Source organism: Micromonospora narathiwatensis (genome assembly GCF_900089605.1).
GTDB classification, from domain to species: domain Bacteria; phylum Actinomycetota; class Actinomycetes; order Mycobacteriales; family Micromonosporaceae; genus Micromonospora; species Micromonospora narathiwatensis.
The window spans coordinates 3,303,406-3,317,696 of sequence record NZ_LT594324.1 but is presented as its reverse complement, the minus strand read 5'-3'; the positions used below and the strand labels follow the sequence as shown (position 1 = coordinate 3,317,696).

General features: G+C 73.6%; 10 protein-coding genes. 4 read left to right on the top strand and 6 right to left on the bottom strand.

Annotated elements, in window-relative coordinates; genetic code table 11:
* Positions 1–19: 19 nt before the first annotated feature.
* The 5 genes from GA0070621_RS14070 to GA0070621_RS14050 all read right to left on the bottom strand — a co-directional run bounded on the left by GA0070621_RS14070 (position 20) and on the right by GA0070621_RS14050 (position 7,326).
* On the bottom strand, positions 20–931 hold the full coding sequence (locus tag GA0070621_RS14070; protein WP_091195555.1) for an amidohydrolase family protein: 912 nt from the start codon (positions 929–931) through the stop codon (positions 20–22).
* A 42-nt stretch (positions 932–973) separates the two neighbouring features.
* Complete coding sequence (locus GA0070621_RS14065) at positions 974–1,783, bottom strand: metal-dependent hydrolase (protein WP_091195553.1); 810 nt, start codon at positions 1,781–1,783, stop codon at positions 974–976.
* Between the two features lie 198 nt (positions 1,784–1,981).
* Positions 1,982–3,835, bottom strand: coding sequence for a serine/threonine-protein kinase (locus tag GA0070621_RS30865; protein WP_091195552.1), 1,854 nt, complete (start codon positions 3,833–3,835; stop codon positions 1,982–1,984).
* A gap of 78 nt (positions 3,836–3,913) precedes the next feature.
* A complete protein-coding gene (locus GA0070621_RS14055; RefSeq protein ID WP_091195550.1) occupies positions 3,914–5,239 on the bottom strand; it encodes a glycosyltransferase family 4 protein in 1,326 nt (441 codons plus the stop codon).
* Positions 5,240–5,385: 146 nt separating this feature from the next.
* Positions 5,386–7,326, bottom strand: coding sequence for an amylo-alpha-1,6-glucosidase (locus tag GA0070621_RS14050; RefSeq protein ID WP_091195547.1), 1,941 nt, complete (start codon positions 7,324–7,326; stop codon positions 5,386–5,388).
* Between the two features lie 42 nt (positions 7,327–7,368).
* Between GA0070621_RS14050 and GA0070621_RS14045 the strand changes: the two genes are divergently transcribed.
* Positions 7,369–10,089: an MGH1-like glycoside hydrolase domain-containing protein gene (locus GA0070621_RS14045; protein ID WP_091195545.1), complete on the top strand. Its 2,721-nt coding sequence runs from the start codon at positions 7,369–7,371 to the stop codon at positions 10,087–10,089.
* Positions 10,090–10,167: 78 nt separating this feature from the next.
* On the opposite strand, the gene GA0070621_RS14040 is transcribed toward GA0070621_RS14045, so the two are convergent.
* Entirely contained in the window at positions 10,168–11,505 is a 1,338-nt protein-coding gene (locus tag GA0070621_RS14040; RefSeq protein ID WP_167666897.1) for a hypothetical protein, read from the bottom strand.
* A gap of 191 nt (positions 11,506–11,696) precedes the next feature.
* Between GA0070621_RS14040 and GA0070621_RS14035 the strand changes: the two genes are divergently transcribed.
* The 3 genes from GA0070621_RS14035 to GA0070621_RS14025 all read left to right on the top strand — a co-directional run bounded on the left by GA0070621_RS14035 (position 11,697) and on the right by GA0070621_RS14025 (position 14,201).
* Positions 11,697–12,371 (top strand): HAD family hydrolase, encoded by a 675-nt coding sequence (locus tag GA0070621_RS14035; RefSeq protein ID WP_197674045.1) that lies wholly within the window; start codon positions 11,697–11,699, stop codon positions 12,369–12,371.
* A gap of 21 nt (positions 12,372–12,392) precedes the next feature.
* Complete coding sequence (locus GA0070621_RS14030; protein WP_091195542.1) at positions 12,393–13,178, top strand: DUF4184 family protein; 786 nt, start codon at positions 12,393–12,395, stop codon at positions 13,176–13,178.
* Positions 13,179–13,562: 384 nt separating this feature from the next.
* A complete protein-coding gene (locus GA0070621_RS14025) occupies positions 13,563–14,201 on the top strand; it encodes a L,D-transpeptidase family protein (RefSeq protein WP_091195539.1) in 639 nt (212 codons plus the stop codon).
* Positions 14,202–14,291: the final 90 nt, after the last annotated feature.

The window sequence follows — 14,291 nt, the reverse complement described above, 5'->3', positions numbered from 1 at the left end:
GGCCTGGTCGGCGGCCGACTCAACCGGTGGACAGGCCGAACAGGTCGGCGGCGTTGTGCCAGCAGACCGCCCGCAGCCAGTCGTCGCCGAGGCCGAGCCGGCCCAGCCCGGTGAGCTGCTCGGCGTACGGGTACGGCAGGTTCGGGAAGTCGCTGCCCAGCAGCACCTTGCCGGCCAGTCCCAGCTCGCGCAGCCGGGGCAGTTCCGCCGTGGGGAACGGGTCGAACCGGTCGAAGAACGAGGTGAACGCCATGGTGGTGTCCAGCCGGACCCGCTCGTATGCGTAGGCCAGGTCGAGGAACGCGGTGTAGTCGGGGGCGCCCAGGTGCGCCACGATCGCGGCCAGCCGGGGGTGCCGGGCGAGCACGGCGGCGAACGGCGCCGGCCCGGTGTGTGCGGTGCCGACCGGCGCGTGCCCGGCGTGCACCACCACCGGTACGCCAGCGTCGGAGAGCAGTCCCCACACGGGATCGAGCGCCGGGTCGGTGGGTGGGAAGCCGCCCACCTGCACGTGCACCTTGAACACCCGAGCACCGGCGTCCAGTGCTTCGGTGACGTAGTGGACGGCCTCCGGCTCGGGGAAGAAGGTGGCCGAGGGCAGGCAGCCCGGGGTACGCGCGGCGAAGTCCAACGTCCACCGGTTCAGTGGCTCGGCCATCCCGGGCCGGTGCGGGTACGCCAGCGCGGTGAACGCTCGAACCCCCAGCCGGCGTAGGTGCGCCACCCGCTCCGCGTCGTCCCACCGGTACCGGATCGGCCACTCGGTGCCGAGCAGTGGACCGGCCGCGTCGAAGTACGCCCACACCCGTCGCAGCAGTCGGGGCGGCAGGAAGTGGGTGTGCACGTCGGCGAGCCCGGGCAGCCCCAGCCGCCGCCAGAACGCGGGCACCGCCGCATCCTCGACCGGTGGCCGCGCCTCGCCGGCCGGCACCTCGGGGGAGCCGGGATGGTCAGCCGGCGGGCGCGTCGTCGGTCAGCCCTCGATGTTGAACCGCTGCAACACCGACGGCGCGACCAGCCCCACGGCGGCGAGGATCGCGATGATGGTCATCGCGGTACGCAGTACGACCACCTCGGCCTTGCTGCCGGTGCGCAGCGCGATGCTGTCGGGCAGCCCGATCATCGTCCACATGCGGCGCTTGATCGGGATGGGCCAGAGGATCGGCACGCCGGCCCGGGTGATCATGTCGCCGAGGATGTGTACGAAGCAGCCGACCCCGACCGCGGTGCCGATGAGCGGATAGCCCCGGTCGCCGGGAAGGTTGGCGAAGGTGAACCAGGCGGCGGCGGCCGAGACGAGGGTGACGACCACCCAGCCGGCCCGCTCGGCCCACTTGTCGAAGAGCCCGCGCAGCGCCAGCCCGATCATGAAGAAGAGGATGCTGACCACCGCCCACTTGCCGTAGTGGGCGCAGAGCGCGGTGGTGCCCCAGCCGACCAGGACGGTGAACGGGATGGTGTGGGTCAGCGTCCGGTGTCCGTTGTTGCGGCGCGGGTCCTTGCTGAGCTTGGTGGCGTAGTAGACGCCGAGCGAGATCTTCTCCATCACCTCGGCGACGAAGAGGCTGACCACGCCGAAGGTGCGCGCCACGGTGGCGCCGCCCTGGTTGCGGGTGACCTTGCCGGAGAGGTCGAGGTCGGGGAAGAGTGCCCCGCCCGCGCAGACGGCGGTGCCGACCGCCAGTGCCAGCGGCGTCTGGTGGTAGTCGGCGAACTGGTCCAACGCCCAGGACCCGGTCAGCCACACCGCCGCGCCGGACAGCGCGTGGGACGGTCCCATCATCTCGGCTCGCCCTCCCCAGAGATCTTGATCGACAAAACTACGCCACTGTAGTCAGGCCGTGGGGTCGAGGGGCATCACCCGGACGGTCCACTGAGGAGGATGGCGGACCGGTCCGCCGGGCGGTGCCGGACCACCAGGAAGTATGCCCTCTCGGGCGGGTCGCACCGGAGAAACTGTCGGCGATGGGACGCGGTGGCGTCAGCCGGTCGAGCGGGTGGCGCCGCTCGGCTGGAAGCCGCGCCGGATGATCGACAGTTGGGCGAGGCTGGCGTCCCAGTCGGCGTCCCGGGTGGTCCAGCCGAGGGTCCAGCCGTCGGCGTGGCCGGGGAGCACCCGCAGGGCGTGCATCCGTTCCCCGTACGGCGTGGTCCAGCGGCACTCCCACTCCGCGCCGCCGTCGACGGCGGTGAGCCGGATCCGCTCGTACCCGGGTAACCGGCCGCCTTCGATCAGGTCTCGCTCGGCCGTCCGCAACTGGGCCACCGGGTCGGCGCTGCCCAGGCGCAGTTCGACGCCGAGGATCCGTCGGGTGGCCGGGTCCTGGAAGCACGTGGTGTCGCCCCACCGCAGGTGGCGCCAGCCGGCCGGCACGGCGATCCCGAAGCCGCCGTGGTCGCCGTACCAGATCCAGCCGGCGGGCGGGGTGACCGTCCGGTCGGCGGGTGGGGTGCCCGCGGTCACCGGCTCGCCGGCCACGTCGCGGCGGACGCACGGGAAGGGCGGCGGCGGCACCGGGCCGCCGTCCGGCGGTGGTCCGGGCGGTGGGGGTGCGTGCTGCCACGGCTCGCCGGTGGGCGGCTCCCCCCACGGCTCCCCCGGCGGCCGTTCGTCCGACCCGCTGGTGACCGCCAGTGCGGTGCCCACCCCGGCCGCCACGGCCAGCACGCAGGACGCGGTGGCGAGCCCCCAGCGTCGCAGCGCGGCCCGGCGGCGATCCGGGCCGTGGTCGCCGGCCGGCGACGCCCCAGGACCGGCACCCGGCCCGGCGGCGCCGCGCGGCTCGGAAGGGCCGGCACCCGGCCCGGCGGTGCCCGGCTCGGAACGGCCACCCGGCTCGGTCGGGTCGCCCGGCCGTGAAGGATCGCCCGGCCCAGGGTCGCCGCCCGAGCCGGACGGGGTGTCGTGGGCGGTGGAAGCGGCCGGGAGGGTGGCGGGCCGATGAGCGCGATCGGCGCGGGGGCGGATCTCGGGGTCGCCGGCCGGGTCGCGCTGGTAGGTGGTCGGGGCGGGGCCGGCGGCGGGAGCGGCGGCGGCCGTGAGCAGCCGGGCGGCACCGTCGTGGCGGAGCCGGTGGCTGGGGTCGCGGCGCAGCAGCCCGGCGAGCACCGGTGCGAGCGGGCCGGCGTGCGGGGCGGGATCCGGCGGCTGGCTGGCCAGCGCGCTGAGGGTGGCCATCGCGGTGGTGCGGGCGTACGGCGAGCGCCCCTCGACGGCCGCGTGCAGTGTGGCGCCCAGTGACCACAGGTCCGTCTCTACGCTGGACACTCCCTCGGCGGCTCGCTCCGGGGCCACGTACTGCGGGGAGCCGAGGACCAGCCCGGGGCGGGTCATCGCCCCGTCGCCGCCGTCGAAGACGGCCAGCCCGAAGTCGGTGAGCAGGACGCGCCCGTCCCGGGCCAGCAGCACGTTGGCCGGCTTGACGTCGCGGTGCAGCACCCCGGCGGCGTGTGCGGCGCGCAGCGCGGCCAGCACCGCCAGCCCGATCCGGGCGGCGCGTCGGGGGTCGAGCGGGCCGTCGGTGTCGACGATGTCCTGCAACGACCGGGACGGGACGTACTCCATGACCAGCCATGGGTCGCCGTCGACCTGGACGACGTCGTAGACGTGGACCACGTGGGGGTGGCTGAGCCGGGCGGCCGTCCGTGCCTCGCGGAGCGTCCGGCCGCGCAGCTCGTCCCGTTCTTCCGGGCCGAGCCAGTGCGGTGGCGCGACCTGCTTCACCGCCACCTCGCGGTGCAGCATCTCGTCCCGGGCCCGCCAGACCCGGCCCATTCCGCCGCGTCCGATTAGTTCGAGCAGGCGGTACCGGCCGGCGATCACTACCTGCTGCACCGTTCTCCTCACCGCTGGTGGACGTCCACCATAGCCAACGGATCGGGGGCCACCTATTGCCCGTCGGGGTGCCGAGGTTCAGCTCGCGGCGCCGGTCAGCAGGTTCCCGTCGGGAATGGCGATGTCGGCCCGGCCGCCGGCCAGCAGGGTGGTGGCCCGGCGGGCCTGGAACGCGCCGTGTTCCCGGCGGGCGATCGCGTAGCTGGCGGCGGTCCGGGCGGCGATGCTCGCCCAGCCGTACCGCTCGGTGACCATGGTGCGGGCGCGGCGGGCCACCCGGCGGGCGAAGACCTCGTCGCCGAGGAGTTGGTCGACCGCGCCGGCCAGGGCGTCCGGGTCGCTGTGCGGGAAGGTCACGCCGGTGATCCCCGGTTCGACGATCTCGGCGAGCCCGCCGGTGTGTGCCACCGCGAGTGGTGCTCCGGCGGCGGCGGCCTCCAGGGCGATCATGCCGAACGGCTCGTAGAGGCTGGGGATGACGGTCGCGTCGGTGGCGGCGAGCATCGCCGGGAGCTGGGTGGCGTCCAGGAAGCCGGCGAACCGGACGGTGTCGTCGAGGTGCAGTCGCCGCGCCTGGTCGAGCAGCTCCTCCTGGTACGGGCCGTTGCCGGCGATCACCACGCGCAGCCCCGGGTGCCGGTCGCGCAGGTACGGCACGGCGTGCACCAGGTGTTGTACGCCCTTCTCGTAGACCAGCCGGCCGGCGTACCCGACCAGGGGCCCGACGCCGGCGAAGCGGGCGCGGGCGGCGGCGACGGCGCGGGGGCGGGGGCGCCAGGCCCGGTCGTCCACCCCGTTGGGGACCACGTCGACGCGTCCGGTGGGCACGTCGAACAGCCGGGTCACCTGCTCGCGCATGTATCCGGAGCAGGCGATCACCCGGGTCGAGGCGTTGCTGAGCCAGTGTTCGACGCCGTGGATGGTGCGGTTCATCTCCTCGGGGAGCCAGCCCTGGTGTCGGCCGGCCTCGGTGGCGTGGATGGTGGTGACGAGTGGGATGTCGAGGTGTTCGGCCAGGGTGATCGCGGTGTGGGCGACGAGCCAGTCGTGGGCGTGGATGACGTCGTAGTGGCCGGTTTGGGTGGCGCGGAGGGCGGTGCGGGTGAGGGTGTGGTTGAAGGCCATGGTCCAGGGGAGCAGGGAGTTGGTGGCCAGGGGGAAGCGGACGGGGTCTTCGGGGGCGCGCAGGATGCGTACGCCGTCGGCGTATTCCTCGAGGGGTGCGCCGTCGGTGTGTCGGGTGATGACGGTGACCTCGTGGCCGGCGGTGGCCAGGGCGACGGAGAGGGCGTGCACGTGGCGGCCGAGGCCGCCGACGAGCACGGGCGGGTACTCCCAGGAGAGCACCAGCACCCGCTGGTGCCGGGCGGGCTGGATGTCGATCACGTCGGCGTCGGCGGACATGCGGCCCCCTTTGAGTTGTGGTTCCCGGCCCGCGCGCCGGTCGGCACCGCGTCGGTGCCCGCCGCCGTGCCGGGTCGTCGCCCATCCTGCCCAGCGGTCGCTAACCAGCGGAGACGTGGCGATTGCCGGGGTGTAACAGCGGGGGGTCAGCCGCTGCGGTGGACGCGGAGCAGTTCGGCGACCGACCACGCCTGGAACGGGCAGCCGGTGGCCGCGTGCGGGGCGAGCCCGTCGGCCGTCTCGCTCACCGAGCCCAGACCGAACTCCACCAGGTGCGCCTCGAGACCCACCAGCAGGTCGTCGGTGGGCAGCCCGGCCCGGCGGTACGCGTCGACGAACGGCCCGATCAGCCAGGGCCAGACCGTCCCCTGGTGGTAGGCGGCGTCGCGGTCGGCCGGGCCGCCCCGGTGCCGGCCGACGAAGCCGGGGCAGTCGGGGGCGAGGCTGCGCGGCCCGAGCGGGGTCAGCAGCCCCTCGGCGACCCGGCGCAGGGTCGCCTCGTCCGGTTCGAGCGGGGCGTACGGCAGCGACCAGGCGAGCAGCTGGTTGGGGCGGAGCAGGTCGTCGTCGTGGTACGGCGCCCCGCCGAGGGGGTACGCCGGGGCCGGCGCGTCCACCACGTCGTGCAGCCAGCCCACCGGTGCCGGGAACCGTGTCCGGAACGCGTCGGAGGCCTTCGCGTGCAACCCCCACAGGGCGGTGGCGTCCCGCCCGAGCAGCTCGGTCAGCTCGGCGAGCCCGGCCAGCCCGTTGACCCAGAGCGCGTTCACCTCCACCGGTTTGCCGGTACGCGGGGTCACCGGCACCCCGTGCACCCGGGCGTCCATCCAGGTCAGCGCGGTGCCCGGGGTGCCGCCCTGGGTGATCAGCCCGTCCGCCGGGTCGACCCGGATGCCGTAGCGGGTGCCGGCCAGGTGGGCCCGCACCACGGCGTGCAGCGCGGGCAGCAGTTCGTCGCCGAGGTCGGTGTCCCCGGTGACGGTGACGTGCCGGGTCACCGCGTGCAGGAACCACAGCGTCGCGTCGACCGTGTTGTACTCCACCCGCCCGGTGTCGGCGGTGTTCGCCAGCATCCCCTCCGACAGTGTCGCCGCGTACGCCCGCAGCAGCTCGCGTCCCTCGTCGGCGCGGTTGGTGCACAGGAACAGCCCCTCGTACGAGGTCATGGTGTCGCGTGACCAGGCGCCGAACCACGGGTAGCCGGCCACCACGTCCGGCCCGGCGCCGGTGCGGACCACGAACGCGTCGGCGGCCAGGGCGAGGGTGGCCTCGACCGGATCGTCCGGTTGCGCGGCGGCCACCACCGCCCGGTTGCGCCGCCGGGCCGCCTCGACCAGCGCGGTCGCCGGCGGCGGCTCGTCGGCCAGGTCGCCCGCCCAGGCCAGCACCGTCACCGTGGCGCCCGGCTCGTCGAGCGCGCCGGAGAACCGGCCCGCGTGCCAGAGGTCCTCGTCCGGGTTCAGGCCGCGCGCCGCCTCCTCCCGGTGGTGCACGCCCAGCCACCACTGCCCCTCGGGCGTCCAGTCCGGCCCGGCCAGCCGGAACGCGCCCTCGATGACCGCCCCGCCGGCCACCGGCTCCAGCCGCGGTGCCGGCCCGTCCGCGCGGCGCTCGCCGTGCGCGTCGCGCCAGGTGCAGGCCGCGGCCAGGTCCAGCCGGACCGGGCCGCCGGAGACCAGCCGGTGCACCACCGCCACGCAGGGCCGGCCGTACGCCATGGCGATCTCCCGCTCGATCACCAGGTCACCGATCCGCCACCGCCAGCGCGGCACCCCGTCGGTCAGGTCGAAGCGTTCCAGCAGCTCGAAGCCGCGCGGGTCGACCACCCCGGTGGACCACTCATGCGCGCCCAGCCGCACCCGCCCGCCGGTGGGCAGCACCACCGTCGGGTCCAGGCTGACCAGCCCGATCCGGCGGCTGGCGGCGGTTTCGCCGGCCACCGCCAGCAGCCCGTGGTAGCGGCGGGTGCGCAGCCCGCCGACCGTGCCCATGGCGTAGCCGCCCAGGCCGTCGGTGACCAGCCACTCGCGGCTGGAGGCGGCCGGCAGCTCCCCGCAGACCTGCGGGCCGAAACGAATCTCGATCAACTTTCCTCCACCGGCGGCGAGGTGTGACGCGCCACGACGACAATGGCCGCTGTGGTTATGTACCCCGGCGGCGTCGAAGATGTGCAGGTGATCACTGACCGCCCGACCTCCGAGAGTCCCGACCCCGAGCGGCACCGGCTCGCCCAGGCCGACGCCGGGGTGCGGGACTGGCGCGCATGGGGCCCCTATCTGTCCGAGCGGGCCTGGGGGACGGTACGGGAGGACTACAGCGAACACGGCACGGCCTGGGACTATTTTCCCCACGATCACGCGCGGTCGCGAGCCTACCGGTGGAACGAGGACGGCATGGCCGGCGTGTGCGACGACCGGCAGACGTTCTGTCTCGCCCTGGCGCTGTGGAACGGGCGGGACCCGATCCTCAAGGAGCGGATGTTCGGCCTCGGCGGCGACGGCGGCAACCACGGGGAGGACGTCAAGGAGTACTGGTGGTACGAGGACTCCACCCCGACCCACTCGTACATGCGCTGGCGCTACCACTACCCGCAGGCCGCGTTCCCGTACGACGAGCTGGTCGCGGTGAACGCGCTGCGCGGTCGGGAGGACACCGAGTACGAGCTGGTCGACACCGGGATCTTCGACGACGACCGGTACTGGGCGGTGACGGTCGACTACGCGAAGGCGTCCCCGACCGACCTGTGCGTCCTGATCACGGTCGCCAACCGGGGGGACCGGGACGAGACCCTGCACGTGCTGCCCACCCTGTGGTTCCGCAACACGTGGGCGTGGGGGCTGCCGGGCGGTGACCGGGTGCCGGTGATCGTCGGCACCACGGCCGGCCCCGACACCGGCGCCCGGCTGCTCGGCGACCACTGGGTGCTCGGGCAGCTCCTGCTGGAGGGCGACGGGGAGCCCACCCCCCTGCTGTGCGACAACGACTCCAACGCCGAGCGGCTGTGGGGGCTGCCTGGGCGGTCGCCGTACCCGAAGGACGGGATCAACGACCACGTGGTGGCCGGCGCGGACACCGTCAACCCGGACCGGGAGGGCACCAAGGGCGCCCTGCACTACGTGCTCGACGTGCCGGCCGGCGGGCAGCGGCAGATCCGGCTGCGGCTGACCCGTACCGCCCCGCCGCCGGCGAGCGCGCCGCCGCCCCGGGCGGACCTCGGTGACGACTTCGACAGCGTGCTCTGGGCGCGCCGCGCCGAGGCCAACCGCTTCTTCGACAGCGTCATCCCGGCCGGGGCCAGCACCGACGAGGCCCTGGTGGCCCGACAGGCCATCGCCGGGCTGATGTGGGGCAAGCAGTTCTACCACTTCGACGTCAAGCGGTGGCTGGACGGCGACCCGGGCTCCGCGCCGCCGCCGGCCGGGCGGCGGCACGGGCGCAACAGCGCCTGGTGGCACATGAACAGCTTCGACGTGATCTCCATGCCCGACCCCTGGGAGTATCCCTGGTACGCGGCCTGGGACCTCGCCTTCCACTGCGTCACCATCGCCCGGGTCGATCCCGGTTTCGCCAAGGACCAACTGCTGCTCCTGCTGCGCGAGTGGTATCTGCACCCCAACGGGCAGATCCCGGCGTACGAGTGGGCGTTCGGGGACGTCAACCCGCCGGTGCACGCCTGGGCGGCGCTGAAGGTGTTCGAGATCGACGGCGGCCGGGACCACGAGTTCCTGGCCCGGGTGATGCACAAGCTGCTGCTGAACTTCACCTGGTGGGTCAACCGGAAGGACACCGGCGGCAACAACGTCTTCGAGGGCGGCTTCCTCGGGCTGGACAACGTCGGCCCGTTCGACCGCTCGGCCGCCCTGCCGGTCGCCGGGGTGCTCGAACAGTCCGACGGCACCGGCTGGATGGGCATGTACGCGCTGAACCTGCTCGACATGGCGATCGTGCTCGCCGAGCACGACCGGGCGTACGAGGACATCGCCACGAAGTTCTTCGAGCACTTCGCGTACATCGCCGCCGCCGCGTACGACCAGGGGCTCTGGGACGACGAGGACGCCTTCTTCTACGACGTGCTGCGGCTCGCCGACGGCACGAAGGTGCCGCTGAAGGTCCGCTCGGTGGTGGGGCTGCTGCCGCTCGCGGCGACCACCCGGCTCACCGCGCGTACCCTGCACCGGCTGCCCGAGCTGGGCGCCCGGCTGCGCTGGTTCCTCACCAACCGCCCCGAGTACGCCGACGTGATCGGCGCCCGCCGGATCGGCCCCGACGGCCGGCAGCAGCGGCTGCTGTCCATGGTCGGCCCCGAACAGGTGGTCCGGCTGCTCGCCCGGATGCTCGACACCGACGAGTTCCTCTCCGAGTACGGCCTGCGTACGCTGTCTCGCGCCCACCTGGACAAGCCGTTCACGGTGACCCTCGGCGGGCAGGAGTTCAGCGTCGGCTACGAGCCGGCCGAGTCGACCAGCGGGCTGTTCGGCGGCAACTCCAACTGGCGCGGCCCGATCTGGATGCCGACCAACTTCCTGCTGGTCAGCGCGCTGCGCGACTACGCCGCCTTCTTCGGCGACGACCTGCAGGTGGAATACCCGACCCGCTCCGGCCAGAAGCGGACCCTGGACGAGATCGCCGACGACCTGTCCGCCCGGCTGATCGCGCTGTTCACCCGGGACGACTGGGGCAGGCGCCCCATCTACGGCGCCTGCCAACTCTTCCAGACCCACCCCGACTGGCGGGATTTGATCGCCTTCCCCGAGTACTTCCATGGCGACAACGGCGCCGGGCTCGGGGCGTGGCACCAGACCGGGTGGACCGCGCTGGTCGCCGACCTGATCCTGACCCTGCGCCGCTGACCCCCGCCAGCGGAGGCCGAGGCCGTCGCCGACCTCTGCCGGCGGAGGCCGGAGCCCGCCGCGCCCCCAGGGGCGAGGTCAGGGCAGCGGGAAGAAAGCGACCCGGGCGTGGTACTCGCCGGCCACCGTGGTGGTGTCGCTGCCGACGAACAGCCCCCGGTCGGTGGCGTACAGCGCGCCCGTGCCGACGCCCCGCTCCTTCGTCGGGTTCCACGCCAGCGCCCTGCCGGTGCTCGGGTGGATCGCGCCGATGCCCGGGCGGGGCACCGCGCCCGGTCCGGCCGAGTTCCGCCCGAGCGGGTTGTCCAGCCAGCGCTGGTGGCCGCCGACGTACACCGCCGCGCCGGTGATCGCCACCGACAGCAGGGTGTCCCCGCCGGTGTGGTTCACCCAGGTCGGCTGCATGCCGGCGGTCTCGGTGCCGAACTCGAAGCGGGACGCCGCGTCGCACAGCGTCCCCGGGAACGGCCCGCCGGTGGTGACGGCCACGAACCAGCGGCCGTCCGGCGAGATGTCCACCCCGCGCAGGTAGCTCGGTATGGTCTTGGCGCACTGCGGCTGGTAGCGGTCGGTCGACCAGCCGGACAGGGCGGCCCCGGTGGCGGTCAGTTTCGCCACCGCGAGCTGGGGGCGGGCCTGGCCGGCGACCGTGCCGAAGTTGCCCACGAAGACCAGCCGGGCGCCGTCGGCCGAGACGTCCAGCGCCTCCACCCTGACCGGGGAGGTGGCCCCGGTGGTGGTCTTGCGGGGACTTGCCAGTCGCAGGTCGACCGACGGGTCGGCGGCGCCGGTGCGGGCGTTCAACGCCGCCAGGCCGCGCCGGGTCACCCCGGCCACGGTCTGGAACGCCCCGCCCACCAGCAACCGGTCGCCGACCAGCCGCAGGTCGTTGACCTGGTTGTCGAGCGCGGCGGCGGTGAACCCGGCGACGCGCGTGCCGGTGGCCGCGTCGATCCGCGCCACCCGGGCGGCGGCCACCCCGTCGACCGAGGTGAACGCGCCGCCGAGGTAGAGCGACCGGCCGTCCGCCGCGGCGGCGAGGGCAGTCACCGTGCCGTTGACCGCCGGTCGGAAGGTGGTGTCGATCCGGCCGGTGGTGGCGTCGAAGGCCACCAGTCGGGGCATCGCCAGTTGGGCGCTCCTCCCGGCGTTGCGGACCTTGGTGAACGATCCGGCCAGGTACACCCGGTTGCCGATCCGCAGGATCCGGTACACGGTCCCGTCGAGCGCGTGCGGCGTCCAGGCCGCCGGCTTCGCGCCGACCACGCTGGGATGCGGGGCGTTGACCGCGCGGGCCGGCGTCGCGGGCAGCGCGCCGCCGGCCGCGACGAGGGCGGCCAGCAGCGCGGCGGCCGCCCGCCGGCGACGTCGGCGCCGGGCGTGGGTCGCGGGTGGATGCTCGCGATGATTCGTCATCGTCGAAGCATGTCGCCTGTGCCCCGGTACGCGCAGTCGGGTTGCCGTCGCCCGAACCGCCGTATTCAGGCAGTTTGCGCCCGGCGGCCCGAGTGGCCGGAAACCCGGCTGTGCTGGCCGGGTGGCCGCTGTAGCGTGTCGGGGCCGCCACACGGGAGGAGTACGTGATGCGACAGCGCCGGGAGGCCACGATGCTCGTCTTCGACGCCGACGACACGCTCTGGGAAAACAACGTCCTCTTCGAGCGGGTGATCGACGACTTCCTCGACTGGCTGGACCACCCGACGCTGGACCGGGTGGCGATCCGGGCGGTGCTCGACGACATCGAGCGGGCCAACGCCGTCGCGCACGGGTACGGCAGCAAGGTGTTCCTGCGCAGCCTGGGGGAGTGCCTGGAGAAGTTGCGGCGGCGCCCGGCGACCGAGCGGGAGCGCGCGGAGATCGACGGCCTCGCGGTGGCGCTGATCGGCCACCAGGTCGAGTTGATGCCCGGGGTCGCGCAGACCCTGGACGATCTCGCGACCCGGCACGAGTTGCTGCTGCTGACCAAGGGGGAGCAGGAGGAGCAGCAGCGCAAGCTCGACGCGTGCGGGCTGCTGCACCATTTCCGGGCCGCGCACATCGTGCCGGAGAAGGACGTGGACACCTACCGCTGGCTGGCCCGCGAGCACGCCTTCGACCCGGCGGGCGCGTGGATGATCGGCAACTCGCCGCGGTCGGACATCCTGCCCGCCCGCGCGGCAGGATTGAACGCGGTCTTCATCCCGAACGAGAACACCTGGGTGCTGGAACACGACGAACTCGACCCGAACGACACCGGGGTGATCCGGTTGGCCGCGTTCACGGACCTGGTCCAGCACTTCTGACGGTCGGGTAACGTCCGGTTCGTGCCGCTGACCTTTCCGTCGCACCTGGCGCCGGTGCTGCCGCTGAAGCTGTGGCGGCCGCACTGGTTCGACGGCGTGGCGCTGGCCACCGGTGCGGTGGCGCCGGACGTCGGCTACCTGTTCACCGGCACCCGGTTCGATCTCGGTCTGCGCACTCACACCCTCGGCGGGCTGCTCTGGTGGTGCCTGCCGGTCGCGCTCGCGTACGCCTGGGTCGTCCGCCGGGTGATCGCCGGAGTGTCGGTGCACCTGCCGGGCGAGCGCCTGTTCGCCTGGCGGGACCACGCGGCCCTGGCCGGGGTCCGCCATCCCTGGCAGGTGACGGTCTGCTCGGTGCTCATCGGGGCGTTCAGCCATGTCGCCTGGGATCGGGTCACCCACACCGAGCGCTGGCTGCGGTTGCTGGGGATCCAGGATTTCCACGCCGCGACCGGGATCTACTGGTGGCTGTTCTCGGACCTGCTCAGCACCGCGGTCGGTGCCGTCGTCGTGGTCGCCCTGGCGCTGCGGGCCGCCCGCCGGCGGGAGATCTTCCACGGGGTACGGCCGCCCGCGCCGCCGGCCCGGCCCGTCGTCTTCTGGGGAGTGGCGCTGCCGGTCACCGCGGCCGGCGCGCTGCTGCTGCCCGGCCTCCCGGCCGCGACCGTCCCGGCGCCGGCCGGGGTGCGGCTGCTGCACCTGGCGGCGCTCGCGTTGATCGCCGGGGCCGTCGCGGCCGGCGGCCTGACCCCGCCCCGGCCGGGTGCCGTGGGTCGTCTCGCGCAGAAACAGCGCCAGGCCGGCTGACCCTGTTACGCCGACATGCCGGATTTCGACGTTGGTATCAATCACATTCTCCCGGCCTCGGTAGAGCTTGTTCGGCCTACGGCAAGCTGCCTAACCTGAGCCGGCGTTCACGGCTTGTCGGGGTGAGCCGGGAACGCGCCGAGTCCGGTAGTTGGGCACCGTGGAGCTGAGTGCAGGCGGGCCGGTTCGCCGTGTTGAGCTCGGCGTGGGCGACGTGCCACGCCCGCCGTGCTCGCGACGGCGAAATCCGCTACCACACCGGACGGCCAGGGTCAGGGCCGGGGAGTTGCGGACCCGGTCCTGACCCGCTCCGACGGTTCGGGTCCGGTCCGGTCCGGCCGCCGCTCGCGCCGCGATCGCCGGCCACATGCGAGGATCTTGCGCATGTACCCGACCGGCCCCGTCCAGTTGACCACCCTGCCGCCGCACGCGCGGCAGGCCGTCGTCGTCACCGGGGACGGCTACCGCACCACCCACGCCATCCTGCGGGCGTACGCGAGGGTCGACGACGGCTGGAGCCCGGTCGGTCCGCCGCTGCCGGCGCGGATCGGCGCCGACGGGTTCAGTGATCACCACGTCGAGGGCGTGCCGACCACACCCACCGGCGTCTACGCCATCGGCCCGACGATGTACGGCATCGCCGCGGACCCGGGCGTCCGCTACCCGTACCACCGGTTGGCCGCCGACGAGTGGTGGAACGCGAACCCCGACTCTCCGCACTACAACAGCTTCCAGCGGTCGGCCACGAACCCCGGCGGGCACAGCGAGGCGCTCTGGCGGGAGGATCCGGCCTACACGCACTTCGCGGTGATCACCTACAACATGCCGCCGACGGTCGGGACGCCGGTGCCGGACGCGGGCAGCGGCGTCTTCCTGCACGAGTTCAGCAAGGCCGTCGGCAATGCCACGGCCGGCTGCGTGGGCCTGTCGCACGACCACCTGGTCGAGGTGCTGACCTGGCTGGACCCGGAGGCATCGCCGCACGTCGTCCTGACTCCCGCGCAGCACCTCGATCGCTACTGAGCGGGCGGCCGGTCCGCTCCGGAAGTATCTAGACGATATCGGCAAATGTATCGATCACCTTTAGCGTCCACTCGACGTGTCTCCAAGGGA

Coding starts and splice junctions, on each gene's coding strand:
- GA0070621_RS14065 (WP_091195553.1), bottom strand. CDS start 1,783: ATGATGGGACCGTCCCACGCGCTGTCCGGCGCGGCGGTGTGGCTGACC.
- GA0070621_RS14055 (WP_091195550.1), bottom strand. CDS start 5,239: ATGTCCGCCGACGCCGACGTGATCGACATCCAGCCCGCCCGGCACCAG.
- GA0070621_RS14045 (WP_091195545.1), top strand. CDS start 7,369: ATGGCCGCTGTGGTTATGTACCCCGGCGGCGTCGAAGATGTGCAGGTG.
- GA0070621_RS14040 (WP_167666897.1), bottom strand. CDS start 11,505: ATGACGAATCATCGCGAGCATCCACCCGCGACCCACGCCCGGCGCCGA.
- GA0070621_RS14035 (WP_197674045.1), top strand. CDS start 11,697: ATGCTCGTCTTCGACGCCGACGACACGCTCTGGGAAAACAACGTCCTC.
- GA0070621_RS14025 (WP_091195539.1), top strand. CDS start 13,563: ATGTACCCGACCGGCCCCGTCCAGTTGACCACCCTGCCGCCGCACGCG.